Source organism: Xanthocytophaga agilis (assembly GCF_030068605.1).
Taxonomy (GTDB): domain Bacteria; phylum Bacteroidota; class Bacteroidia; order Cytophagales; family 172606-1; genus Xanthocytophaga; species Xanthocytophaga agilis.
On record NZ_JASJOU010000020.1, the window covers coordinates 75087 to 101186 of the forward strand.

General features: G+C 40.6%; 19 protein-coding genes. 10 read left to right on the forward strand and 9 right to left on the reverse strand.

Annotated elements, in window-relative coordinates; translation table 11 throughout:
• The first annotated feature begins 133 nt into the window (after positions 1–133).
• Positions 134–1003: a TraB/GumN family protein gene (locus QNI22_RS35845; protein ID WP_314518889.1), complete on the forward strand. Its 870-nt coding sequence runs from the start codon at positions 134–136 to the stop codon at positions 1001–1003.
• A 730-nt stretch (positions 1004–1733) separates the two neighbouring features.
• Here QNI22_RS35845 and QNI22_RS35850 read toward each other — a convergent pair.
• Entirely contained in the window at positions 1734–1940 is a 207-nt protein-coding gene (locus QNI22_RS35850) for a hypothetical protein (protein ID WP_314518891.1), read from the reverse strand.
• 215 nt (positions 1941–2155) lie between these two features.
• On the opposite strand from QNI22_RS35850, the gene QNI22_RS35855 reads away from it, so the two are divergent.
• Positions 2156–7468 (forward strand): PAS domain S-box protein, encoded by a 5313-nt coding sequence (locus QNI22_RS35855; RefSeq protein WP_314518893.1) that lies wholly within the window; start codon positions 2156–2158, stop codon positions 7466–7468.
• 229 nt (positions 7469–7697) lie between these two features.
• Positions 7698–7877, forward strand: coding sequence for a hypothetical protein (locus tag QNI22_RS35860; RefSeq protein WP_314518895.1), 180 nt, complete (start codon positions 7698–7700; stop codon positions 7875–7877).
• Between the two features lie 334 nt (positions 7878–8211).
• Here QNI22_RS35860 and QNI22_RS35865 read toward each other — a convergent pair whose 3' ends face one another.
• Positions 8212–8412, reverse strand: a complete 201-nt coding sequence (locus QNI22_RS35865) for a hypothetical protein (protein WP_314518896.1) — start codon at positions 8410–8412, stop codon at positions 8212–8214.
• A 692-nt stretch (positions 8413–9104) separates the two neighbouring features.
• On the opposite strand from QNI22_RS35865, the gene QNI22_RS35870 reads away from it, so the two are divergent.
• The 3 genes from QNI22_RS35870 to QNI22_RS35880 all read left to right on the forward strand — a co-directional run bounded on the left by QNI22_RS35870 (position 9105) and on the right by QNI22_RS35880 (position 11943).
• Complete coding sequence (locus tag QNI22_RS35870; RefSeq protein ID WP_314518898.1) at positions 9105–10307, forward strand: PQQ-dependent sugar dehydrogenase; 1203 nt, start codon at positions 9105–9107, stop codon at positions 10305–10307.
• A gap of 75 nt (positions 10308–10382) precedes the next feature.
• On the forward strand, positions 10383–11249 hold the full coding sequence (locus QNI22_RS35875; RefSeq protein ID WP_314518899.1) for an SDR family oxidoreductase: 867 nt from the start codon (positions 10383–10385) through the stop codon (positions 11247–11249).
• A 262-nt stretch (positions 11250–11511) separates the two neighbouring features.
• Entirely contained in the window at positions 11512–11943 is a 432-nt protein-coding gene (locus QNI22_RS35880) for a DUF1810 domain-containing protein (RefSeq protein WP_314518902.1), read from the forward strand.
• A 186-nt stretch (positions 11944–12129) separates the two neighbouring features.
• Here QNI22_RS35880 and QNI22_RS35885 read toward each other — a convergent pair whose 3' ends face one another.
• The 5 genes from QNI22_RS35885 to QNI22_RS35905 form a co-directional block, all read right to left on the reverse strand.
• Entirely contained in the window at positions 12130–13038 is a 909-nt protein-coding gene (locus QNI22_RS35885; protein ID WP_314519027.1) for a helix-turn-helix domain-containing protein, read from the reverse strand.
• A 14-nt stretch (positions 13039–13052) separates the two neighbouring features.
• Positions 13053–13406: a hypothetical protein gene (locus tag QNI22_RS35890; protein ID WP_314032705.1), complete on the reverse strand. Its 354-nt coding sequence runs from the start codon at positions 13404–13406 to the stop codon at positions 13053–13055.
• A gap of 187 nt (positions 13407–13593) precedes the next feature.
• Positions 13594–14031, reverse strand: coding sequence for a DUF2147 domain-containing protein (locus QNI22_RS35895; protein WP_314518904.1), 438 nt, complete (start codon positions 14029–14031; stop codon positions 13594–13596).
• Between the two features lie 11 nt (positions 14032–14042).
• Positions 14043–14825, reverse strand: coding sequence for an SDR family oxidoreductase (locus QNI22_RS35900; RefSeq protein WP_314518905.1), 783 nt, complete (start codon positions 14823–14825; stop codon positions 14043–14045).
• Positions 14826–15019: 194 nt separating this feature from the next.
• On the reverse strand, positions 15020–16858 hold the full coding sequence (locus QNI22_RS35905; RefSeq protein WP_314518907.1) for a glycoside hydrolase family 2 protein: 1839 nt from the start codon (positions 16856–16858) through the stop codon (positions 15020–15022).
• A gap of 1094 nt (positions 16859–17952) precedes the next feature.
• Between QNI22_RS35905 and QNI22_RS35910 the strand changes: the two genes are divergently transcribed.
• The 4 genes from QNI22_RS35910 (at position 17953) to QNI22_RS35925 (ending at position 23541) form a co-directional block, all read left to right on the forward strand.
• The gene (locus QNI22_RS35910; protein WP_314518909.1) at positions 17953–18636 is read left to right on the forward strand and encodes a DUF4142 domain-containing protein; all 684 of its coding nucleotides are present in this window, start codon (positions 17953–17955) and stop codon (positions 18634–18636) included.
• A 215-nt stretch (positions 18637–18851) separates the two neighbouring features.
• Positions 18852–20126, forward strand: a complete 1275-nt coding sequence (locus QNI22_RS35915; RefSeq protein ID WP_314518912.1) for a glycosyltransferase family 1 protein — start codon at positions 18852–18854, stop codon at positions 20124–20126.
• 108 nt (positions 20127–20234) lie between these two features.
• Positions 20235–21425 carry a UDP-galactopyranose mutase gene (gene glf / locus QNI22_RS35920; RefSeq protein ID WP_314518914.1) on the forward strand — a complete coding sequence of 397 codons (1191 nt, stop codon included), beginning with the start codon at positions 20235–20237 and terminating at the stop codon, positions 21423–21425.
• Positions 21367–23541 (forward strand): family 1 glycosylhydrolase, encoded by a 2175-nt coding sequence (locus tag QNI22_RS35925; RefSeq protein ID WP_314518915.1) that lies wholly within the window; start codon positions 21367–21369, stop codon positions 23539–23541. Before glf ends, QNI22_RS35925 begins: the two co-directional genes overlap by 59 nt.
• Before the next feature lie 403 nt (positions 23542–23944).
• Here QNI22_RS35925 and QNI22_RS35930 read toward each other — a convergent pair whose 3' ends face one another.
• Entirely contained in the window at positions 23945–24247 is a 303-nt protein-coding gene (locus QNI22_RS35930; RefSeq protein WP_314518918.1) for a DUF305 domain-containing protein, read from the reverse strand.
• 335 nt (positions 24248–24582) lie between these two features.
• The gene (locus QNI22_RS35935) at positions 24583–25086 is read right to left on the reverse strand and encodes a hypothetical protein (protein WP_314518919.1); all 504 of its coding nucleotides are present in this window, start codon (positions 25084–25086) and stop codon (positions 24583–24585) included.
• Between the last annotated feature and the right edge of the window lie 1014 nt (positions 25087–26100).

Genomic DNA, 26100 nt, shown 5'->3' on the forward strand with positions numbered 1-26100 from the left:
ATTGATAACGTAACATCTGAGTATACACACTGTGGATAAAACCATATCGTACTATACGCATACACGTACAGGATATTTACAAAAAAACACTATTTTACCAGTTGTATTATACAACCTGGTAAAATAAACCCTGATGCTAAAAAAGGCTTTAGTGACACTGCTGATTTTTTGTTCCTCTACTGTATTCAGTCAGGATCATCCAAATACTATTTTATGGGAAGTAAGTAAGGCAGGGCTAAAACACAAGTCTTATGTATTTGGTACTTTCCACGAGGTATATCCTTCTTTCTTTTTATCCCAGAAAAACGCTGTTCAAAAGCTTTCCAGTTCCTCGATGCTGTATGTTGAGCAAGCCAGAAAAGATTTTTATGATTCAGGCACCACAAATGCTAACATCGTCACCTGGGATGTAGACAAATGGAAAGCGGCTACAAATCCTGAACAACGAAAAGTATTTGAGTCGTTTGTGCAAAAAGCAGAAAATACCGATTACTATAACCTTCCGCCATTACTTCTTAGCCTTACTCTTTTTCGCGTGTATGCACAAAACTTCTGTGATACAGCAAACCGTGACTCTGATGAGTCATTGGATCATTATATTGAAAGACTGGCTGAAACAAAAAATATTCCGGTAGAGTCTTTAGATGATAAGGACAAGATGGATGAAGTGTTTTCTTCTAATTCACTGGCTGATTCGGTATTGGTTGAGGCCTGTGTTGGTATTATGCGAAGTATGTTAGAAGAAGATTTCAAACCATGCCAGATTTTTGATACGTATAAAAATCTGACCATTAACTATGAGCTTTCAAAAGATCTGACTGATAAAAATAACCATTTAGCCTTGCTTGAGCGGAACAGGAAATGGGTTAAAAGGCTTGACAAAGCGTTTCAGAAGAATAGTTGTTTTGTCGCGGTTGGTTTTAGACATCTTATGTACAGGCAAGGGTTGATTCAGCAATTACGAGATGTAGGATATAGTGTAAAACCTGTTCCCAGTACATAATGCATGATGATTTATCTCACTGAGAGGAATACATTGTTTCCATCATTCAAAAGTTATCCATTGAAATTTTTTATAAAATCTCTATGACTAAAAGCAGTTAGAATTACAAAATATATTATATAGCTCATGCTGAGGTACACCTCCCTGTGTTGATGTTTTTATCCATAGAGAACTATGGTCAGCCAATAATCTAACTGGTATTCGAATAGTTGTCGAGTTTGACCATACTTACAGTCAAAATTGAAAGTGAACAGAGATCGAATATTTCTAAAAAGCGACTGGTATTCCAGTCAAAACAAAAAGCGACCAGAACTCCAGTCATTCTTAAAAGTGAACAGAATTATGGTCAAAACAAAAACTGATTCGAACTATCGTCACATCCCTTGCTGAACAGTTGTCCGTTTACTCCGCTATCAATTACTTAGAGTGACCATACTTACAGTCAATCACCCTTGCTGACTATAGTTCGGATATTTCTTCCATGTGACCAGAGTTATAGTCACTGGTGAGAGCAACTGTACTTACGAGCAGCATGTGCTGCTCTCACTCTTTTTGTACTTTCTCCTTACAGGAGGAGTGAGAGCGAAAAAAGAGACTTTCCTTTACAGTCATCATCTCAGAAAAAGATAGGGAACAAGAAGAATAATCTCACCCAACCTCTCATAAACAAAACAAGTCCTGGTATACTAAAGGTTAGTAATGCAACCCGTCAAATCAGCCTTTTGGGTTTTCAAAACCACAAGCAAGCCCTATCCAGCAGAAATTGAATTTTCGTTTTTTCCATTTCCAGAAAGGCTTCTTTCCCGATGCTAATTATTTTCTCTTCGTTTGTGTATTTCATTTCTTGCACTAGCCGGAGTTGTTGTGTCAGTTTGCTTATTTCCTGATCCAATAGGTCGAGCCGATTTTCGAATTGTAATCGCAGTTGCGGAGTCATCGGAGTAAAGGATTAAAGTTGGAATAAGTCACAATAATCACACCTGAAAAGAGCCATTATGTAGAAAGTAAGAAAGGTAGTGCGTTGTAATATTCTAATTATCAGTCTTTTATTTTAGTGTTGTTGTCTCTTTTTCATAATATTTACTACTTTTAGAACAACAATCCTTTCACGAAAAGGCACAGCACTTACATGTATAACCAGTATGCCTTAGTATGAAATCTTTAGCTCCATTTTCCGGAGAAGCCTTAAAAATCTTCCAAACCCTTCCGGACTTATATCTCATACTATCCGCAGATCTGGTGATTCTGACCGCTTCGGATACCTATCTGAAAGCCACCTTAACTAAACGAGAAACTATAGCAGGAATACCTGTTTTTGATGTATTTCCCAGGAATCCGTCTGTCAAACAAGCCTATACAGCCAAACGGCTATTGGCATCATTACAGCATGTGCTGTCCAGTAAAGAACCACATAAGATGGCCTTACAGCAATATTCAATTTCCAATACGGGAAGTCCTCACTCTGCAGAGAAGGAAGATAACTCTGATAAAGAGTACTGGTATATGCTAAATACACCTGTATTGGATGAGACAGGAGAAATACAATACATCATTCATAAAATAGAAGATTTAACCAAGCAAACCCTCCAGGAAATCCAGACACAGGAAGCCCTTCAGCAAAGCAAAGATGTACTACAAGCTACTTTAGATTGCTCACTGTATATTGTTCAAGCCTTTAAAGCAGTCAGAGATCAAACAGGAAAGATTATTGACTTTATCTGGGTATTTACCAATCAGAGGTGGAATGAACGATATGGGGATGTGATTGGAAAAAGTTTACTTACAGAGAATCCTGCAGTAATAGAATCCGGTTTATTTGATGCCTTTGTCCATGTAACTGAAACAGGTATTCCCACGGATCAGGAGCACTATTATCCCTATGAACAATTTGATGGATGGTTTCATCAAACATTGGTAAAAATGGGGGATGGATTTGTGATGAGTACAGAAGAAATTACCCAGCGCAAACAGATGGAGCAGGCTCTACGTAAGTCAGAAGAACAACTACGCCTGTTCACAGTCGCTTCCAGTCAAAAGGTATACCGCATGAGTGCCGACTGGACCCGGAAGGAAAACCTGTCCGGACAGCAGATGCTCCCCGATACGGATAAACGCATACATGACTGGAAAGAGGCCTATTTGCCGGCTGAAGATCAGCCTGTCTTCCTGGCTGCCATCCAAGAGGCGATAGACAATAAATCTGTTTTTGATCTGGAACATAGGGTATTCAACACAGAGGGGAAGATAGGCTGGGTGCATTCACGTGTAGTTCCCATGCTGGATAGCCAGGGGGAAATTACCTACTGGTTTGGCACTGATTCCGATATTACCCAACACCGCAAGATAGAAGAAGCTTTACAAAAGAGCGAGGAAAAGTACCGGACACTTTTCAATTCGATAGATGAAGGTTTTTGCATTATTAAAGTTTTGTTTGAGGAAGATGAATCAGCCTATGATTATCTTTTTCTGGAAGCTAACCAGTCTTTTGAAAAGCAAACTGGCCTGACTAATGCTGTTGGAAAAACAATGAAGGAAATAGCTCCTGCTCATGAGCAATATTGGTTTGATATATATGGCAGGATTGCGAAAACGGGTGTGCCTGCACATTTTGAGAATGAGGCAAAAGCAATTGGACATTATTATGAAGTATATGCCTTCCGCATAGATGCAGCGGAAGAGCATCATGTTGCCATATTATTTAATGACATTACTGAACGAAAGAGCCGTGAAGAACAACAGCAATATCTGCTCAAATTAAGCGATGCACTTCGTCCGCTTGCTGACCCTTTGCAAATCCAGATTGTTGCAGCAGATCTGCTAGGAGCACACCTGAAAGCTAATCGAGCACACTACAGTGAAGTAGAAGACGATTATGTACATATTTCACATAGTTATGGAGATGGACTACCACCTATAACAGGACAGTTGCACCATCAGGATATTGGCAAACGACCGGTAGAGGGATACCATACAGAAAAAACCCAGGTATGTTACAATACAATGACAGATTCTGGTCTTTCTGAAGTGGAAAGGAAAGGGTTCCAATCAACTTATATTGGTGCATATATAGAGGTGCCTTTAGTAAAAGAGAGAGAATGGGTGGCAACTTTAGTTGTGCATAGCATAGAGCCAAGGCAATGGAAACAATATGAGATTGAATTAGTAGAAGAAACCGCTGATCGTATCTGGGCTGCTGTGGAAAGAGCGAGAGCGGAAGCTGCACTACGGGAAAGTGAGAAGTGGCAGACTTTTTTGTTGCAACTCAGTGATACACTCAAACCGATAGCAGATCCAGCCGAAATCCAGCGAACGGCTTCACGCCTGCTGGTTGAGCAAGTTGGCGCTAACCGGGCAATGTATCTTGAAATTGAGGGAAACGGTAACTCTGCCACATCCGTCATCCACGGCCAGTATGCACGCCAGGTACCTTTATTCCCAAGCCGTGTACCGTATGCCGACTTTGCAAAAGGCTTTCCACTAGAAGTATTACAAAGCAATGAAACACTAGTCGTTGACAATACGGCTACTGATTCCCGACTTGAAGAGGGTGTGCGGTCGGCCTGGCTGGGGGCGAATGTTGCTGCAGCTATTACTGTATCGTTTAGTAAGCAAGGACGGATAGTAGCTAATTTCGGCCTGCACAATGCACAACCACGCAAATGGACACCATTTGAAGTTCGGTTAGTGAAAGAAGTCGCTGATCGCACCTGGGCAGCGGTGGAAAGAGCAAGAGCGGAAGAGTCCTTGCGTAAATCGGAAGAACGGCTACGCCTTGCAACAGAGGCCTCAGGTATGTATTGGTGGGAATTCGATTTTAAAACAAATACACTAAGCTATTCCCCCAATACAGAAGAAGTTATTGGAGTTCCGCCGGCAAAAACAATGGACGAAAATCTGTTATTACTTCATCCGGCTGACAGAGAGCTGACATACAAAATTTTTGAGAAAGCAATACAAAGTGGTATAGATCATTTCAGCTATATTGTCCGTTCTATTGCTATTCCTTCTGAAACAAGATGGCTACAGGCAGCGGGTAAGCTCATTCGTGATATACAAGGTATTCCGGTACTTGCAATAGGTATCACGCAGGATGTTACAAAAACGAAGTTAGCCGAAGACAGACAGGCTTTTCTATTGAGGCTAAACGATGCGCTTCGTACATTATCTAACCCTGTAGCCATACACAATTTGATTGCACAGGAGACGATGGCTTTTTTCGGAACGGACAGATGTTACTATTGTGAGATTGCCGGAGATAATGCTGTTATTCATCGTGACGCTTTTCATGGTGATCTTCCGTCTGTTTCCGGGACATACCCACTAAGCAGTTTTGCCATTTTTACTGCTGTAATAGAGTCAGGAAAACCATTTGCTGTACAGGATGTACACACTACCGACCTCGTTGACGAACCACTCAGACAGCTTTGTATACAGTTACAGGTTATTTCGTTTATAGATGTTCCTGTTATCAAGAATAAGAAAGCCATCGGCATTTTATGTATTGTACAAAGCACCCCCAGAACCTGGACAAAAGAAGAGATTGAGTTGGCTACAGAGATCGCAGAACGCACCTGGGCAACAGTAGAAAATGCACGCATTGAAGAAACCCTCCGTCAGAGTGAGTCTCAACTGGCAGCCATCTTTGCAGAAGCAGAAGTAGGCCTTTCTGAAATCTCTGTCGAAGGACGTTTTTTACGTGTTAATAATACACTGTGCCACATTCTGGGGCGCACCAGAGAAGAACTGCTCACCTTGAGCATTGTCGATGTAACCTTACCTGATGACTTGCCTTTGAGCCTTAATAGGGTACAATATCTGATTGAAACCGAAGAGGTGGTCTCTATAGATAAACGTTATCTGCGACCTGATGGTACCATTGTCTGGGCTAACAGTACGCTGTCACTTTTAAAAACGAATAAAACCCAATCACCTGTTATTCTGGCTGTAACCGCTGACATTACTCAGCGAAAGCTGGCTAGTGAGCAAATGGAAGAGTTTGCTACACTGCTTGAACACCAGGTAACCGAACGCACACAGGAACTGGCAGAAAGCCGGGATCTGCTACAATCCGTGTTTGACACCAATCTGATGGGGATGTCGGTGATGAAAGCTGTTCGGGATGAAAATGGCACTATTCTTGATTTTCGGATTCAGATAGCCAACAAAGAAATCAAACGGGAAACAGGGCGTACAGATCTGGAAGGTAGTTTGTATGCACAGGCCTTTCCGGGCATTAAACAAATTGGAATATTTGATATAATGCTTCGTGTTATGGAAACAGGTAAAGCCGAAGGCATGGAGTATTACTACCAGTATGAAGGATTTAACAAATGGTTTTCGTGTATGTTTGTCAAACTCGACGATGGGGTGGTAGCTACCAATCTGGATATAACTGAACGCAAACAGGTGGAGTTGGAATTGTATAAACGGTTAATGATCTTACAACAAGCTGAACAGGTCGCAGCAATGGGAAGCTGGGAATATGATCTGGATACAAGATCCTTTTACTGGTCAGAGGGTATGTATCGTTTGTTTGGTTTGCCACTGGGTAGTCAGATCCATCTGGAAGTGTATCTGGACTATGTTAACAGACAGGATCGCCCTGTTGCCCAAACAATGGTAGACAAGATCCGGAATGGTGAAGGCCCTTTTGAGGAAACATTGCATATGATAGTGGATCAGAAACCTGTAACGGTTAAAGTCAAAAGTGCAGTTATGTATGATACAGAGGCAAAGCCCATGCGGGTAGTGGGCGTAGATCTGGATATCAGTGAACTCAAACGGCTGGAAGAAGAGAATATCAAAATACAGATTGAGCAACAGAAACAACTTTTGTTAGCCATTCTGGAAGCTCAGGAAGAAGAACGCCGACGCATCTCTGAATCACTGCACAATGGAGTTGGACAGCTCTTATATGCTACCAAACTCAATCTGAATCAACTGGAGATGTACCTGCAGTCTAATGATCAACCGATGATCCAAAAGTCACTTCGGGCAACAGAAGCTGTGTTAGTCGATGCTATTGCAGAGACTCGCAGAGCTTCTCACGAACTGGTTCCTATTTTGCTAAAGGAATATGGCCTGGATAAGGCTATCAGCGATTTCTGTACACGGTTTTCGGGTACAGGTATTGAGTTTGTCTGTCATGGATTGGAGGAACGGTTCGCCGACTATCTGGAGGCAGCTATCTATCGTATCGCGCAGGAACTAGCCAATAATATTGTGAAGCATTCGGGTGCCAGCCGTGCCCGTATCGAAGTCACCCATGACGATCAGTTTATCTATGTAGAAGCCCAGGATAATGGTACCGGCATGAAAACCTCCAAACCCGATAGTAGCAAATCAGGGAAAGGCATTGGCATGAAAACGATTGAAGACAGGGTAAAGTTGCTGGAAGGAACGATAGAAATAGAATCTACGTCTGGGAAAGGTACACTTATTACCATCATTTTGCCTCTTAGATAAAACAAGCATTTGAGAAAAACATACACATCGTTTACAGAGTTAATCCGAACTAAATTATTGTCTTATACTAAACAGATGTTTTGTAAATAAAGAAAAAATTTCTTGTCCTTCTGTAAGAAACTTCCCGCCCACGCCTTGGCGTGGCAGGCTGTTGTCGGAACAGGCGTGACAAGATAGACCAACTTTCCTTTTGCAATGTATTTTTCTCAGAAAGTAAACAGAGTTCTATTTGTCAAAAGCTTTTTTTAGAAGGAAAGCAGTAGGGTGTGATTATTTACAGGAGGGCAGGGGAGATGTCTTTACAGGAGGATGGAGAGAGTTTGTGAGCGCTTTTCCTTATGTTGACAGCATTGAGATCTTTGCGTCACAAATGTATTTATTACTAACCCGTTCATCTACATATGAATAAATTACTTAGTTAGTTAACTAAGTCGGTTCATACAAAAGTCGCATAGTGTAGATAAGATGTGACAGAAAAATATATTTGTAGAATTGGGGCTACCAGCTAAAAAGCATGCCTGTCAGCAAAAGAATTTTTTGTGTTATCGTTCAATGTATGCAATAGAGAGGGTTTTTCTAAAACGGATAGGTAGTAACCTATCTACGACAAAAAAGCCTTTCTGATTCAGAAAGGCTTTTTTACATTACATACAAAAAAGCGAGTACACTTGAACTATTCACTAAAAACTATGTCGTAACTAACGATAAAATTCAAAATAATTCGATCTTTACCTTCCGGAAGCTTATTGCCAACGATTATAGTTGGTGTCTGAACAATCATCTGGCTTTTTATGAATACAGTCTGTTTTACCCTCTATCAGACGCTGTATTTCAATCCGGCTTTTGTTTTGTTGGGCAAGTAATTGATGTACTCTCTCCATTATGATGTTCACATGGGTTTTTAAATCTTCAATTCTGGCTTGTGTGTAAAGATCATCTCTCATATTTCGGCAGTTTTAGTTTGAATGTTTCTTTAACTTAACATCATATTTAATTAAAAACTGACTGTTTTTACAAAGTTTACTAATAATGAAAATCTACAAAAGAGTGTAAATACTTATTTGTAAAAACACGTATTTAGCGTACTTGCAACGGTGAAATGAAGTTTTTAAGTATTGGAAGGTAGCTTTTATTCTTTTTTCGATGAATTAGTTTACTCTCAGTAGCACATAATACATTTTTCCACAAAGGTATTCCTGTCGATACAATACTTGCTCTGGTTATAGTATTGTTCTGGTTCTCTTCTCTGATTCAGAGGATTGAGTGGGGTAGTTCAATAATTACACAATAAATCCCAACATCTTTTTGTCTAATCATTCGTACATCTTTTTGGCTCCTGCCCTTTGTGATAAATACTCATTTTAAAAAATAGGTGTTTCGCGCAACAGCTTGACGCTTGCCAATAATCTTAAAGGTTGTAAATTGATGTAATTTACTGATATACAGGCTTTTATGGCGGATGTTTAATTTTAGTGTATACCAACTTCATACTCATCATAGGTGTATTCCTACTTGCTATAAGCATAAACGGGTATAGTTTTTACCATCTTCTAGCAAAGCCTTTCTGTAGAAGCATTTTATGTATTCAATGCAGATAATACTTTTTAACTTATTTCTTTTCAAATCGCTTATAATCATGCAATTCAATTTTCTACACCCGGTAAAAATGGTTTTTGTGGCAACACTAATGGGCATCATGCTTACAGGTTGCGATTCAAATGATGAGGATGATCCTGATGGCCTTACAAAAGTAGAAGGTCATGTTTTCCATCCGGTACAGGAGCAGGCCACAGATCAGAATGTCGCTCAGCTCAAGGTACCTGCAAACTTCACAGTCAGCAAGTTTGCAGAAAATCTTGGTAAGCCTCGTATGCTGGCAGTAGGCTCTGGCGGGCAGGTATATTTTACAGACAGAGATGCCGGCACCGTAACATTACTGCGAGATACTGATTCGGATGGAAAATCAGATCAGTCACAGGTTGTAGCCAATAAACCCAATATGCATGGAATCACTATTTACAATAATCAGATGTATCTGGTTACGGTTCATGAGGTGTTCTCTGCTGCTATTAACAATGATGGGACACTGGGAACATTAAAAATGCTTATTTCAGATTTGCCCGACGCAGGTCAGCATCCCAATCGCACCATTGCATTTGGGCCAGATGGTAAAATGTACATCACTGTAGGTAGTACCTGTAATGCCTGTGAAGAACCGAATGCAGAAAATGCTACCATTTTGCAAGCCAACGCAGATGGTTCTAACCGAAAGATATTTGCCTCCGGACTACGTAACACAATTGGATTTGGCTGGCATCCTCAAACTCAGAAGATGTATGGCATGGATCATGGGATTGACTGGCTAGGAGACAGAGAACAGCAGGAAGAAGTGAATCTTTTGGAACAAGGTAAATTTTATGGCTGGCCTTATATCTACGGCGATGGAAAATTTAATCCGCAGCCTCCGCCTGAAGATTCTACCTATGAGCAATACCTGGCCAAAACTACACTACCTCTCTTACAGTATGAAGCACATAGTGCCCCATTGGCAATGGTATTTTATACTGGCTCACAATTTCCATCTGAGTATCAAACGGATGCTTTTGTTGCCATGAGAGGTTCCTGGAATCGCCGGGACCCTGTAGGCTATAAAGTAGTACGATTGCGTTTTGAAAATGGACAACCTACCCGTTTTGAGGACTTCCTGACAGGATTTTTGATCAATAATAATACGAGTCATTTTGGACGTTTAGCCGGACTGACTGTGCATACCGATGGATCACTATTAGTCTCAGATGATACCAATGGAGTTATTTACCGGGTTTCGTATACTCCGTAAATGCATACTTTGAACACAGACATACCAACAAAACATTTTTTGATTTCTATTCTTTTACCTTAACAATCTAATGCTATGCCAACTGATCAATATCCAAATAATTTCCCTGCGCAAACACAAGACGGCCAACCGGGGATGGAAACTGAAATGACGCCACAACCGGAAGTTATTCGAGAAGACTACCGTGGAAGCGGTAAACTAGAAGGTAAAGTCGCCCTGATTACAGGCGGTGACAGTGGCATTGGACGTGCAGTAGCTGTACATTTTGCCAGAGAAGGAGCCAATGTTGCCATTGTATATCTAAATGAAAATGAAGATGCACAGATAACAAAACAACTGATTGAAGACGAAGGTCGGCAGTGTCTGTTGATCCAGGGCGATATTCGGGATGAAAGCTTCTGCCAGAATGCTGTACAGCAAACCAAGCAGCGTCTGGGACGGTTTGATGTACTGGTTAATAATGCGGCTGAACAACATCCTCAAGATGATATTCAGACCATTAGCAAAGAACAGCTGGAAGCAACTTTTGAGACCAATATTTTTTCCATGTTCTATTTCGCCAAAGCTGCATTGAGTCTGTTGCCTGAAGATGGAGTAATTATAAACACCAGCTCTGTAACTGCTTATAAAGGCAATCCTACGCTGCTGGATTATTCTTCTACCAAAGGTGCCATTGTTGCTTTTACCAGAGCTTTATCACAGAATCTGGCTTCCAAAGGAATTCGGGTCAATGCGGTAGCGCCAGGACCTATCTGGACACCCCTCATTCCTGCTACCTTTGAAGCTGAGAAGGTGAGTAAATTTGGTAAAGATACTCCATTAGGCAGAGCAGGTCAACCATCCGAAGTAGCACCAGCTTATGTATTTCTGGCATCCAAAGATAGCAGTTATATTACCGGACAGGTTATCCATGTCAATGGTGGCTCTGTGGTCAATGGGTAAGATCAGGTTTGAAAAGTTTACTGAATACTAGCAGTTTTTACAGCGTACTTAGTTGGTTCTGAATAAGTTAATGCATCTGTCAACTTATTTCAGAACCAATTAGTTATATGCTCATAGAAAACTTATACTACCTGTATAGTCTCTGGCTATCCGTACTACCAACAATATGAAATCTTTTATCTGATTCAGTCTGATAGCGGAACTACTGTTTTTATGGTATAAAAGAAAGACAATGCTTTATTGTTCACTAAAAAAGATAATCATGTCAACAGATACATTGAGCAGATTTCTGGATGCACAAAACCAGGTGTATTTGAAAGCACTACAGGAAATTAAAAGTGGCCGCAAAACTTCTCATTGGATGTGGTACATCTTTCCTCAGATTAAGGGGTTAGGGCAAAGTGACACCGCAAAATTTTATGCTATTGAGGATATTGATCAAGCCACAGCTTATCTTCTTCACCCTGTGCTAGGTAAAAATCTGATTGAAATTTCACAGGCGGTTTTACAACTGGAAGGAAAAACAGCCAATCAGATATTTGGCTCTCCGGATGATTTGAAGTTATGTTCCTGCATGACCTTATTTGCCAATGTAAAAGATGCCGATCCCGTTTTTAAGAATGTTATTAATACTTTTTTTAAAGGAATACAGGATCAGAAGACCTTAGATATCCTGCAACAAGAGCTGCGATAGCTCGTTTGTATTTATTTTGGTCATTAGCTAGCCTGATAGTTATCCTATAATTCAATTTTGAAGGTTAGTTATACTAATTAAGTTGGGTTGCTTATCTATTTATATGCCTTTATTTATCTTCATGTATCCTTTTCCAAAGGGTAGGAGAGTATAAAATAAGAGGAGAGAAGATGTCAGTTGAAACAATTAATTAAACGATTGCCTGAATTCCAAAGGAGAGAGATTAGTTTTTGCTTTGAATAATTTACTAAATGACTGAGGATGCTCAAAACCCAGTCCGTAGGCGATTTCACTTACGGATAATTCAGTGGTAGATAGTTTCTCCTTTGCTTTGTCAATTAGTTTTTCATGAATGATCTGCTGGGTAGTTTGCCCGGTTAGTTGTTTTAATAAACTACTCAGATATTTGGTTGAAATATTCAGTTTGTCGGCAATGTATTGAACGCTGGGTAATCCTTTTATCATCAAGTCTTCATTACCAAAATAGTCTGCCAATACATCTTCCATCCGTTCTAGAATTTTGTGATTGGTGATTTTGCGGGTAATGAACTGGCGTTCGTAAAACCGTTGAGAATAAGTAAACAACAATTCCAGTTGTGCAATGATTACATCCTGACTGAATTTATCAATGTTTGAATGGTACTCCTGTTTGATATTGTCAATAATCCCATTGATAAGGGTTTCTTCTTTGTCGGAAAGAAACAGAGCTTCATTGGCAGCATACCCAAAATATTCATACTGCTTTATCTTTTTTGCAAGAGAGGTATTCCATAAAAAATCAGGATGAATGAACAACATCCAGCCTTCCAGATTTGCAGGTACACCATTTTCTTCACCACGCAAAACCTGTCCGGGCGACAAAAACGCCATTAAACCTTCATCAAAATCGTATTTCTGTTGCCCATATAACAGATTGTTACAACCTCTCTTGAGCGATACTACATAAAAGTCAAAAATAACGGCAGTGATGTTTGGGTCATTTTTTAGTCCCTTTAAATCTATTATACCAATCAGCGGATGATGTGGTTTGGGAAGATTCATCAACCGATGTATTTCCGATATGGATTGTATCCTGTAGGGTTTCATATTTGCTATTATACAGAAGTAGTTTACTTTTTAAATGGATATTTTAGCCATATCAAGAGCAATGGCATTACCAGAAACGGAATCTCTATCAACGCCATTCGACCATTTCCGGCTCGTAATGCCAATCCCATAATAAAAAGAATTGAGATAGCATTGAGCATATTGCCGAGGAAAAATGTCTTGGGAATCAGCAACAGAACTCCCACAGCTATAGTTAAAAAGCCAAGGAATGGAATAATCGATTCACTGATACCTAAGTCATTCATCATTTTGACTGATTCGGGATTGTTTTTATAGTGAAATGTATCCCAGCCGTGCTTGAAACTTAGTGATACGCTAACGATCAATAATACTAAGGAAAGAATGTTTTTTATCATTTTAGGTAAGAATCTACTTTTGATTATATAACTGGCCAAGAATGAGATCTGAACAATAATGATCGACCTTGTTAACCCTTTTTTGGATTTGTTGAGGTATTGTTGCCTATGCTTGAACTACAGAAAAAACAGATAGAATAACCTAGGGAAGCCACATTGGAAAGAAAAACAAAATGTTGCCTGAATCTCAATTTTGAACACGTTTCCATATGAACGTTTTACCTATCATTGGAATACCTTTATACCCTCTGGTTTCAAGGTTGTCCGCATTTTTAAGTACACCTTTTAGACTATAGGTATTTCCATCCTGCACACTATATAGCTTTCCATCTCTATACTCGCCGTCTTTGTAAGCGAGTTCTGTAATATGTACAATACCCTGTCTGGATCGGTTTCTTAGTTTTTCGCTGGGGTTATTACTATCCTTCTTAGGCGTTTTTCCGTCAGCTTCAAATATGTCTTTTGCCCATAGTAGTTTACCAGAGTAAGTAGTACCTGATTTGAAGATCTCTATTTTAAAATCCTCACATTGCCATATCCCTACTATCTGGTCTGGTGATAATTTCTGTGCAAAAGTGCCTATTGATACAAACAGCATGATGACTACTAAAAGTGATTTTTTCATCTCTACCATATTTAGTAGTTAGCAGTCAGTTGTTTAAATTTTTTAAATTCACCATGTCCGAACCTGAGCAGGAGATTGGGCATAAGTCTGCTCACCGTTTTTATTATACTAATGAGGAAAGGTTTAATCTCTGGTTTGTCATTCAAGAGTCCTTTAATGGCAATGTTTACCATTTTGTCTACATCCATCATCATTGAGGGGTTTGGTTGTAGCACCCAATCATTTTGAAGATTGGTATTCACACCCGGAGGCACTACTTCGAATACTTTTACGTTTGTTTCTTCCAGTTGCAAGCGCAATGCCTGTGTATAGGCGTGAACTCCTGCTTTTGATGCACTATACACAGGTGCAGAAGAATAGGCCGTAAAGGCAATTGCCGATGAAACGTTGACAATTGCAGCCGACTTTTTTGTTCGTAAATGCGGTAAAAACTGATGCACCATCTGGATAGTACCCGAAAGATTGGTGACAATTTCACGGTTAATATTTTCCAGATCCAATCGAGTATCCTCTACATCAATCAAACGCATAATGCCAGCGTTGTTGATGATGATATTCAACTCAGGAAATTGTCGGGTAACATCTTTGTACAACTTTTCAATGTCCTGTGGTTTGCTCACATCGCTTTGGAAGGGGTGAATTTTTGGAAACGCCGTTTTTGTTTTCTCCAATGCCTCCAGGTTACGTCCTGTAACGATGATTGTAGCTCCTTGTTGGGTAAGTTGTCTGACAAACTCTAAGCCAATCCCGCTTGTTCCGCCGGTGATTAGAATGGTGCTGTTTTTTAATTCCATTTTTCTGATTTTTTGTTTAAGCAAAGGTAAACAGAGGCCAGAAAACGGAATTAGTCAAAAGTCGTATTGTTGTAGTTGAAAGGGAGTATTGGATAAAAAGTTTATGACAGGTAGTCGCGTTTAAAAGTGTTAACTTTCTTAACGCGATACTATCCTGGTAACCTGTTCCATATACTAGATATTCGTTCGGTATTTTATAGTTGTATATCTTTGGAAGATAACACATTGGCAGGAACCTGTAATTCTCCGGTATGTGCATCGATAATGCCATTTCGTTCATCTTCGATATTAATGGCCTGTGTATACACATCTCCCGCTATAGGATGTTTTCGCAATTCCTGTTTGAACAGTCGGATTTGCTCTGTCCGGCTTTCTGCATCATTGGGCCCTCCATAATCTACAAAGCCAAAACCACCCCATTCACTCACCAGCAATGGTTTTTGTTTGCGATAAAAGAACGGATCACCTACCACTAGGGGAAACGCAGCTACCCCTTCCATTTCACCAGCTACTAATCGGTTCAGCAACAGTTTCCATCGGTCCAGATCAGGTGTATACAAATGGGCAGTCAGTAAATCGGATTTCAAACGTCCCTCTGAGGAAACGTGGTGCCATCCATCATTATCAACAACCAAAAACTGAGGATGGTTAATCTGCATATAATGATACATATCCATGATGTATTGACGGGTTTCCGGATTTATAGCAATATCCTGAGCGCCCCAGTCTTCATTGTACAGACTCCAGATTATGATGGACGGATGGGTTTCAATGAGTGTGAGCATTCGGAGCAATTCGGTCCGGTGATTCTGACGACTTACCTGGCTGGAACTATGCGGACTGGGTACCTCAACCCATAAAAGCATACCCATTTCGTCCGCTAAATTATAAATCCTTGGATCAACGCCTGTAATATGAATCCGCACCAGGTTGCAACCCAACTCCTTCATCGCCTGCATATGACGCTGCATTTCTTCATAGGTAGCCGTACCGGGTTGATAAAGGATACCATCCAGATAGACTGGGGTATGGTTCAAATATATTTTAGAACTGCGGGACTCTATTTTACGCAAACCGAATAACGTCTCGATTTCGGCTGCGTAGCCACTGGGATCAATCAGTTGTGCCACCAGCCGATACAAATGAGGAGATTCCGGTGACCAAAGCTCAGCTCCGGGAACTTCAATAGCTACCCGTTGCCGTTTCTGACCAACTTCCAGACGTAACGGGAAATCAGATGTTGCCAGGGGTTCGTTTGACTTGCGACTTCGTTCGTAGACTTTTAATCGTAAGATATAACAACCAGGATCATGAATCCGGGTGGTAAGGTTAAATTGAACAAGCTTGTCTTCTATTATACTAATCACCCCAACTCGTGAACGAAGCCGATTGCGTTCTACAGTTTCCAGCCAGATACTGCGTACTGCACCGGTATAGGTCTGATACCAGATACCTCCCCGTTTGTACACATGCGATTCCTGCTTGCCTCTTGGAATTTCGGCATCCATTGTATCTGCAATCCGGACAGTAAGCCGATTGACAGGCCGCAGCATTTCCTGGTTTAATTCGTATGAGAAAGAAGTATACTCCCCATAATGGATCTCTTCCCCATCAATGGTTTGCAGAGGCAGTCCATTCAGCCAGACTCTGGTCTCATACCCACAGGCACCAAATGTGATCTGTAGCATAGAGTGAATAGATTCTTCGATGGTAGCATGAAAGGAAAATTCCCGTTCATACCACACAATCACCTTATCCTGCCAGGAAGAGGAAGGGTGGGAATCTTTTGCTTCTGCCATGTGAGATTCTACTGCACCTGGCCAGTGAGCGGTATGTTGATAGGTATGTGCCAGATACCACTTGTTGGCCAACCCCTGATCTTCATTGTCCAATGAAAATTTCCATTCGCCATCCAGAAGAGCAAATCGGGTGTGCCGAAGTACTGCCCGTGGCAAAGGGTTCACAAAGTGTACCTCCTCTGCTGAATCTTCCTGAATTTCTGTAAGTCCGTAGTTTGGGTGATTGGGTTCCATGAGTTGATGGGGTAAAAGCTATATTGATTTTAGTAGGATATTGTCCTTATTACTATTCAGATGCTCACATGTTGTGAATTCCGGTTTAAAAAAGTGTCTTTACAGGTTTGTAAAGGTATGGCTGGTATACATGTTCTGAGTAAATACAATTCAGACCAGACATTTACTGAACAAACAAAAAAGGAAAGCCAAACGAGCTATGTATAGGATTTCCAAATGAATATCCACTAATGAACATCCTCATAAGAGATAGCTTGATATCCGTAAAAAAAACATTCCTGTCCGGATGTTTTGTTTTTCGTCCGGGACAAGTTTACCTGGTGGTAAACGACTACTTTTATGTACACCTAGGATAGATTAGTGAGGAGCAACACAGCATGTTCTTCCTGAATGTCCAGACTGTTGTTATTGGCTGCTGTTTTATCAGAAGGTACTCAGCTTCTATTTCTAACATACAAAATAGCCGCATTGTAAACAGATATGTGGGGCTTGTCTAAGCCTGTACAAACTAGTACGACAGGATCTGATAAAGTTTGGTAATATATCACAAAATGGCAGAGTTTCTGGTGTGCTTATAGGGAATATATCTTAAATCCTATTCCGGGCTTTCCATCATTTATGTAGACTCCTTATCTCAGCTGGCCCGGCTTTGTACAGATTGGGGAGGGCTGATAAAAATCATGCCTTGCTATGCTAGCTCTTATCCTGTCTGGCAGTTTAATTGCAACTACATACTGTAAAATATTGAAAACAAGTATTTTACACAGTTGGCCCAAGCCATAGCCTGGTATACAAAAGCCAAGCTTATGCCTATTAGAACACACTATTTCATTTCATAAACTTCACACCTGGGTATCTGCCACCACTCCAATGTGCGTCAAATACTCCTTTTTAAAAACAGGTATTTAACGCATCCTATATCAATCTACTCTCCAGACAAGGCACTGTTTTGTATAAGTATTCCTGCAGATAATATAAAATTCTGTTCATACCCAGGTCCGGATAAACGGATCGTCAGATGGTGTACACTTACATCCGGCAGAAATTCTCTGCTATGTGAGATCCATAAAAATCACTTAATTAAAACAACCCTTATGACAACCTACAATATCAAACTACGTTGCATCCTTGCTGGTGCTATATTACTGGCAGTCACATCACTGGTCCCTCTGACAAGCTTTGCTCAGCAATCAGGAAATCAAGCATCTGGTAATAAGGCAGACGCCTCTGCTATGATAGGCGGAATGAGCCGAACAGAGCTAGAGCGTATCAACAAGGAAGGCGCTGCCAAAGTAGCTGCTGTTACGGCAGATAAGAAAGCACTTTCTCAGAAAGATCAGACCTTATTTATGGAGGTAGCCAAAGGGGGCATGCAACAATTAATGCTTAGCCAGATGGCCGTTCAAAAAGCTAGTAATGATCAGATACGTCAAATAGCACAGGCTGAGGTCGAAGAGCAAAACGGTCTGGCGGCCAAACTAACGGAAATAGCTTCAGCCAAAGGGGTTAGCCTTCCCAGAGAAATAGATTCTCAAACGCAGGAAATGCTTACTCAGCTTAGCAAACTCACAGGTAATGAAGTAGACCGCTTTTATATACAAGAGAGTGGCGTAAATGATCATGAAAAGCTGGACAAGGTAATGAGTATGGTTGAGTCTGAGGCCAGTGATTCGAATTTGAAGAGTCTGGCAGCTGCAGCCCATCCGCTTGTACGCACCCATTTGAAAGTATCCCGGGAAGTACTCAATTCTATGAGTAATCCGGTAGGCAATAAATAAAGGAATCAGGAAAAAGATCTGCCTTTCATATCAGTAGCAGATAGATATAAGCTCAAAGGAAATAGTGATACAGAGAGAGTCTATCTGATTTGTCAGATCTGCTAACCTTAGTGTATATGCAAGCAATCAACTTCTATACTAAGGTTAGTATACCCTGCGTCTGATTTAACCTTATTTCTTTTCAGCATACCTCACTTAATCTCCCATTACATAGTATGAAGACCGTTTCGAAAGATCAATCTAATCTATTAGCCTCTACTGTTGTACAAATTACAGATCCATTGCAAGGCACAACCTCTATACAAGGTAATATTGGTAATATGTCTGATACTCAGCTAACTGAAGACGCTATAGACACACCAGCAGAAATATCTGTTCAAAATCTGATCTGTTTCTCACATTTGCGCTGGGACTTTGTTTTTCAACGTCCTCAACATTTGATGACACGGGCAGCAAGGCAATGGCGGGTTTTCTTTGTAGAAGAGCCTGTATTTTCTGATACACAGGAGATTGTCAGTTTTAATGAACGAAACGAAAATAATCTCTGGGTAATCACTCCACAGTTTCCAGCTACCCTTTCACATACAGAAGCCAGACAGGAACAAGAAAATATACTGAAGACCCTGATAGAAAAATACCGGATTGAAGACTATGTAGCCTGGTATTATACCCCAATGGCATTGGCATTCGGTCAAAATCTAACACCGAAAGTGACTATCTATGATTGTATGGATGAACTTTCTGCTTTTAAAGGGGCTCCTCCTGAACTGCTGGAATGGGAACAGCAATTGCTTCAAAAAGCAGATATTGTCTATACAGGAGGGTTGAGTTTGTATGAAGCCAAAAGAGATCGGCATCCGTTTGTTCGTGCGTTCCCCAGCAGCATTGATAAAGATCATTTTGCTAAAGCACATAGGGCTGTTGAACCAGCAGACCAGGCAACCATTGAAGCACCAAAATTTGGGTTTTATGGAGTGATTGATGAACGTTTTGATATTGATCTGCTGCGCGATCTGGCTGAACGTCGCCCGGACTGGCATTTTATTATCATAGGACCGGTTGTAAAAATTGATCCGGCTACCTTACCTCAGAATCCGAATATCCACTATCTAGGCATGAAATCGTATGAACAGTTGCCTGCCTATCTGGCAGGGTGGGATGTGGCCCTGCTGCTTTTTGCCCGCAATGAATCTACCCGTTTTATTAGTCCAACCAAAACACCAGAATACCTGGCGGCTCACAGACCGGTTGTCTCTACTCCCATTACAGATGTGATTCGTCCCTATGGAGAAGTGGGTCTGGTTCATATTGCTGAATCAGCAGAGGAGTTTGAACAGGCGATAGAGAAGGCACTTAACGAAGCAGGAAATACACAATGGCAACAAAGAGTAGATGAGTTCCTTGCAAATAATTCATGGGATTATACCTGGCAACAAATGCAGCAATTGATAACAAAGCTGGCTGAAACGAAAACAAGGCATATGGCTTAGTATGTGACCTGGTAGTAACTAGCCCTCCTGCATTACCCTAATTCTATTGCCAATCATTTGTAATTCCCTGACATATACCTATTGATCACTTTTTAACTATACCTGTATATGTTTGATTACCTTATTGTAGGTGCTGGCTTTGCTGGCGCTGTACTAGCAGAACGCTTAGCGAAAAAGAGCAACAAAAAAGTCCTTATTATTGATAAACGTAAGCATATAGGCGGTAATGCCTATGATTACTATAACGAATCGGGTATACTGATTCATAAATACGGACCCCATATCTTTCATACCAATTCACCAAAGGTATTTGCCTATTTGTCTGAATTTACGCTATGGAGGCCTTATGAACACAAAGTACTGGCTTCTGTCAGGAACAAATTGCTACCCATCCCTATTAACCTGAATACGGTGAATGGGTTATATGGACATAATTTTGATTCCGCACAACTTGCTGCTTATTTTGATCAGATTAAAGAGCCTATAGAAACTATTCGTACATCTGAAGATGTAGTGTTGAGCCAGGTAGGAAGAGATTTGTATGAAACCTTTTTCAGAGGGTATACCCGTAAACAATGGGGAATGGACCCTTCGGAGCTGGATAAAATGGTAACCTCCCGTATTCCGACGCGCACTGACTGTGATGACCGGTATTTTACAGATACATTCCAGTATATGCCTTTGCATGGCTATACCCGTATGTTTGAAAATATGCTGGATCATCCCAACATTCACATTGCACTCAACACATCCTATACAGAAATCAAGAAGTATGTTGGGTTTAAAAATCTAATCTTTACCGGGCCGGTGGATGAGTATTTCGATTATTGTTACGGACATCTTCCCTACCGCTCTCTGCAATTTGTCCATAAGACAGTAGATCAGCCTCAGTTCCAGTCGGTGGCGGTGGTAAACTACCCCAACGACCAAGACTATACGCGTATCACAGAATACAAGCATTTAACCGGACAGGAACATGCCAAAACCAGTATTACCTACGAGTATCCAAGCTGGAACGGCGATCCGTATTATCCGGTACCCAAGCTTGAAAATGCAGCATTATATCAACAGTACAAGTTGTTAACAGAAACGCTGCCCAACGTGCATTTTGTAGGTCGTCTGGGTACATACCGGTATTACAACATGGATCAGGTGGTTGCTCAGGCACTGACACTCTATGACAAACTATCCGGTAAAAAATCTGTTAACGAAGTTCTTGATCCACAAATTGTAAAAAAACATGTTCCGAGCCCCGGAGTTTACTCACCCAATGCCATTCCTGCCGCTCCCGAATCCTGAGATTTGGGGAGGAATCGAATGTTCTGTGAATCGCATTGACGACCAGTATTTTGATCAGTTACTCAAAAATGGGCATCAAACGCGTATTCAGGATCTGGAAAAGATTGCTCAACTGGGTATTCAGACCATTCGCTATCCGGTACTATGGGAGCGAATTGCTCCTACCGATCCTGGTCAACAGGACTGGTCGTGGACTGATGAACGATTGCAGTTTTTAAAGGATATTGGGATGAACCCGATTGTCGGACTGCTTCATCATGGAAGTGGTCCGGCCTACTGTACATTTGATCAGCTTCACTTTCCGGAACAGTTTGCACGTTTTGCCAGAAATGTAGCCGAACGCTATCCGTGGTTGACTCTCTATAATCCCATCAACGAACCGCTTACAACCGCTCGTTTTGCGGGTTTGTATGGACATTGGTATCCACACCGACGCGATGATGCAGGATTCTGTCGTATCCTGATCAATCAATGCAAAGGGATAGTATTGGCTATGCAACAAATCCGGCAGATACAACCTGCAGCGAAGCTGGTACAAACTGAAGATTTAGGCATTACATACAGCACAAAAGAACTCCAGTACCAGGCTGACTTTGATAATGCACGCAGGTGGTTGGGATATGATTTACTTTGTGGGTTTGTAGATGATAAACACCCGCTTTGGAATTATTTACTTGACTCTGAGATTCCTCCGGAGGAGTTATATTTCTTTCTTGAAAATGCGTGTCCTCCGGATATCTTAGGCCTTGATTATTACCTTACCAGTGAGCGATATCTGGACCATGAGATCACTAAATATCCTTCTTTTCTGGTCGGAGGCAACGGCAGACACCAGTATGTGGACATAGAAGCTGTACGAGCGCCTATAGAGATGGCGGGGGCTGAGAAGTTACTGCTGCAAGCTTGGGAACGATATACTATTCCTTTGGCTGTAACAGAAGTGCACCTGGGATGTACCCGTGAAGAACAAATGCGCTGGTTTTATCAGGCCTGGCAAACCGGACAGAAGCTTATTGCAAAAGGTGTAGACTTCAGAGCCATTACTGCCTGGGCTTCTCTGGGCTCTTTTGACTGGAACACTTTGCTTACCAGAGAGGTAGGGTATTATGAACCGGGACTATTTGATGTACGTTCGTCAGAACCACGTCCAACGGCACTTTCGTTTCTGGTCAAGCAGTTACTAACAGACCAGACTGCTGTACCTTCCGTTGTTCATGAGCCAGGCTGGTGGCAAAGGTCACCGGCTGCTCTATCACATTCGGTGACTCGTAAGCCCTTGCTTATATTTACCAATAGCCAGGCCATGCAGGTTGCTTTTGCAACCATATGTGAGGAACGTGGACTCGCCAATCATATCCTGTCTTCGCAATTGGTTATGGATAGTAACCAGCTTTGGGAGTTGTTTCAGCTTTATAAACCCTGGGGAGTTATTCTTGCTACAGAAGAAAAAAGCCAAACTCACCTGAATTTGCTCTCATCAGGTACCAACTTCCATTTACATGATATTTCGCTTCTGGTAAAAGCCTGTCAGGAGAATGCGGTTCCTTTACTGGCGTTTTCAAATGATTTTGTCTTTGATGGCACCAAAGGGGCTCCTTACCATGAACAGGACCCTGTATCACCTGCCTGTGATAGTGGTATTAGTAAGGTAGCTGCTGAAAACCTGATCCTGCAAAATCTCTCTCAGGCCTTAGTTGTGCGTACAGGTGCCTTGTTAAATCCCTGGCATGCGAAGGACTTTATTCAACTCACATTTGAGAAGTTTACCCGTCAGGAAAGTTTTTCTATCCCTGATCACCTACGTTTCTCGCCTTCTTATCTGCCAGAGCTTATACACCAGAGCCTCGACTTATTTCTGGATCAGGCATATGGTATCTGGCATCTGTCAAACAGGGGTGAAGTTAGCTGGGCTGAGTTTACCAAAGGCATTGCTTTTCAGGCTGGTTTTGATAAAACGTCGATTGACTACTGGTATTTACGGCAAAAAGAAAAGTCATCCGATTTGCCTGTCCGCTCTACTGCTTTAACCAGTAACAAAGCATCTTTAATGACTGACTTTGACCAGGCTCTTGCTTCTTTCTGGCAGGCTTCGTCTCATCGTTACTTATCAGTTTAATATACGTTTTTCTCAACATAAATTTAGTTGCCTTCTCAGAATACATACTCTGGTGGAAGTACTATAACCCTATAGCCACAAGATCTTTCACTCTCAGCTTTTTGTTCAATATTGGCCTCTGGTCTGGATATAGTATAAGTACTTTTTTGAAAAGTAATAAGAAAGGTCTGGTTAATATAACCAGACCTTTCGGCATTTTTCTCAAAGATGTATTATGAAAAGATCACAAATAGGCACATAGTATAATTATGATGGATGAGTCAATGAATGTGTTCGAATACTTTCGTAACGGATATTTTGAGTGTCTTCGATAAAAGTGAAATATGATTATGACGTTGTCTGCTGCAATTTTAAAGAGCGAATGATTGTTTGTACCAGTTGTTGATGTTCTAGTCCTCCTGTACTATTGCTGCATTTCCTTGAGGAGTTTTTTCATCTGGTCTAATTGGTCTTCCTGCGAATGAAGAATCTGTTGTGAGAGCTTTATGACTCTGGGATCTTTGATAGTTACAGTCTTGCTTGTCATTATAGCCGCTGAGTGGTGTGGAATCATGGCCTTCAGGTATTGGGTATCTTTCATGAATGTCTGATTCTGTAAAAAGATCAGCGACACAAGAAATACCACTCCGCTTGCTCCCATGATTATATTGTTCATTTTCATGCTGGTATATGTCTTTGGTACCATCAGCAATATCAGAATTGCCATAGGAGATACTATCAAAAGTGTCCTATAAAAATGAGGCATACTCAGAAAAATATGATCTGTATTGTCTACGTCTAAATACAGTACCATGTATACAACACAAAAGGCTATTGCCAGCATCAATAAAAATCTCTGATAGGTATTCATCGTATTTGTCGGTTTGTTGATTGATATTGATACATTTTAGGTTATCTCTAAACGTTTTTATACTTAGTCTCAAGACTTGATTCGAATTGAATTGTAGTAGTCTTATCCGGTTATTTTGTCATAGTCAATGTCAATCAAAAGAGGCGCAAATGTCTTACAATCTACTGACGTGTGTATTATATAAATAGGTATCAATAGCTTTCTATCTCAGTATCGACTAAACAAATAGTCTCAGTCACTCTTTCAAACTGCCATCCAAACAGGGGATAGTACTGATATTCTATCTTCTTACCAATGGGTAAACCATCTATAGATTTGGATTCCGGATCTGGAAATAGTTTTCTAACAACTAACGGAATGTCAGTAACTGGTCTTTCATATATCTGGGTGGCCCTTAGCTGTACCAGTCCTCTGTCAATAAATTCCTTCTCCGTCAGATACTTTTTCTGTTTTTCAACCATTTCATACAGGTTATCTGAAGGTCCCATTTCACAGACCCGAACAATTTGTTTTTTGCTCCATTCTACCAAAACATAATACAGTGGCTCGTTTTTATATAGCTTAAGCCCATATCTATAGTGTATTCCACCTGCTGAAAATACATCAGCAGAAAGCAAAGACTTCATTCTTTTTCCCAAATCCCATGGCAGCCTGTCAGACGGCTCGATGAGTATAAAATCTGTGAATTGCTGCATAACAATGAGTTTGGTATTTGGATTAAATCAGTTTGTGCAACCTTTTTTGGGAAGAAAAGAATATAAAAAGAGTATTGCACAGTAAGTCTTCTTTGTATTTATCAGCTTTAGTGTGTATGTAGTACGTTTATTCTTCTCGAATAACAAATTCGATAAAGCAGCAAAGTCAGATATTGGTTAAAGTGCTATAAGAGTTGAAAAAATGGGTTTTGTAATCTATTGTGTTACTTAACCACTATAAATAAAATAGCCTCACTCCACTATCTGACCTCTGAACTGCTTTACAATTGCTTAAATCACTTCATCATCTATTCTTATAGTCTACAGTCTTTCTGATTCTTGACTTCTATCGCTCCAGGGTTCATGAGAGAGCCGTAGTCAAAAGAATATATTCTGATAAAGAACAAGCAAAAAAATGTGAGGTTGTTAGTTGTTTTTCTGAAAACTCTCTCCCTCAGTTTTGATCATACATATGATAAAATAATGCCATCTTCTTAACTTTGTTTGGCAGGTGTTACTATCTATGTGTCAACTACTTAATTTCAAAATAAGGTGTTTAACACAAATCAGCACTCTTTCAGATATAGGTGTAGAAAGTGTATACACTGATTTTTTTATACAAATCTGTAGAAATCAATAGGTAGCAGGTGACTGTGGTAAATACGTGTTTGGTTTAGCATTCTCCTGCGATACCTTGTTTTGAATACCGTCCATTGTAACTTTCTTATTTTGAGGTACGAATTTTATGGTATAGAGATGGCGAAAAGTGTTGATTTATAGTAAGGAATTAATTCCTCAGCAAAAGCAGAAAGCTACAATGGCAGCCAGTAAACAGAGCTTTTTAACCTGGCAAGGTATGGCATAGTGTTTTAAAATATAAGCGTATTAGTCTGCGAAAGGAGTGATAAACTCGAAAATAACTGGTTTAAGGTAATTCATCTAAACCAGAGAATGAATCCGGATGTATCCATTCATTTTCAGTTGGATGGTTTTTTATTGTCTTAAGTCAGACCG

Excerpts from the sequence above, each read along its gene's own strand:
- QNI22_RS35880 (WP_314518902.1), top strand. The coding sequence starts at position 11,512 with ATGTCAACAGATACATTGAGCAGATTTCTGGATGCACAAAACCAGGTG.
- QNI22_RS35915 (WP_314518912.1), top strand. The coding sequence starts at position 18,852 with ATGAAGACCGTTTCGAAAGATCAATCTAATCTATTAGCCTCTACTGTT.
- QNI22_RS35855 (WP_314518893.1), top strand. The coding sequence starts at position 2,156 with ATGAAATCTTTAGCTCCATTTTCCGGAGAAGCCTTAAAAATCTTCCAA.
- QNI22_RS35905 (WP_314518907.1), bottom strand. The coding sequence starts at position 16,858 with ATGGAACCCAATCACCCAAACTACGGACTTACAGAAATTCAGGAAGAT.
- QNI22_RS35895 (WP_314518904.1), bottom strand. The coding sequence starts at position 14,031 with ATGAAAAAATCACTTTTAGTAGTCATCATGCTGTTTGTATCAATAGGC.
- QNI22_RS35935 (WP_314518919.1), bottom strand. The coding sequence starts at position 25,086 with ATGCAGCAATTCACAGATTTTATACTCATCGAGCCGTCTGACAGGCTG.
- QNI22_RS35850 (WP_314518891.1), bottom strand. The coding sequence starts at position 1,940 with ATGACTCCGCAACTGCGATTACAATTCGAAAATCGGCTCGACCTATTG.
- QNI22_RS35925 (WP_314518915.1), top strand. The coding sequence starts at position 21,367 with ATGTTCCGAGCCCCGGAGTTTACTCACCCAATGCCATTCCTGCCGCTC.
- QNI22_RS35930 (WP_314518918.1), bottom strand. The coding sequence starts at position 24,247 with ATGGCAATTCTGATATTGCTGATGGTACCAAAGACATATACCAGCATG.
- QNI22_RS35870 (WP_314518898.1), top strand. The coding sequence starts at position 9,105 with ATGCAATTCAATTTTCTACACCCGGTAAAAATGGTTTTTGTGGCAACA.
- QNI22_RS35845 (WP_314518889.1), top strand. The coding sequence starts at position 134 with ATGCTAAAAAAGGCTTTAGTGACACTGCTGATTTTTTGTTCCTCTACT.
- QNI22_RS35865 (WP_314518896.1), bottom strand. The coding sequence starts at position 8,412 with ATGAGAGATGATCTTTACACACAAGCCAGAATTGAAGATTTAAAAACC.
- QNI22_RS35890 (WP_314032705.1), bottom strand. The coding sequence starts at position 13,406 with ATGATAAAAAACATTCTTTCCTTAGTATTATTGATCGTTAGCGTATCA.
- glf (WP_314518914.1), top strand. The coding sequence starts at position 20,235 with ATGTTTGATTACCTTATTGTAGGTGCTGGCTTTGCTGGCGCTGTACTA.
- QNI22_RS35910 (WP_314518909.1), top strand. The coding sequence starts at position 17,953 with ATGACAACCTACAATATCAAACTACGTTGCATCCTTGCTGGTGCTATA.
- QNI22_RS35900 (WP_314518905.1), bottom strand. The coding sequence starts at position 14,825 with ATGGAATTAAAAAACAGCACCATTCTAATCACCGGCGGAACAAGCGGG.
- QNI22_RS35875 (WP_314518899.1), top strand. The coding sequence starts at position 10,383 with ATGCCAACTGATCAATATCCAAATAATTTCCCTGCGCAAACACAAGAC.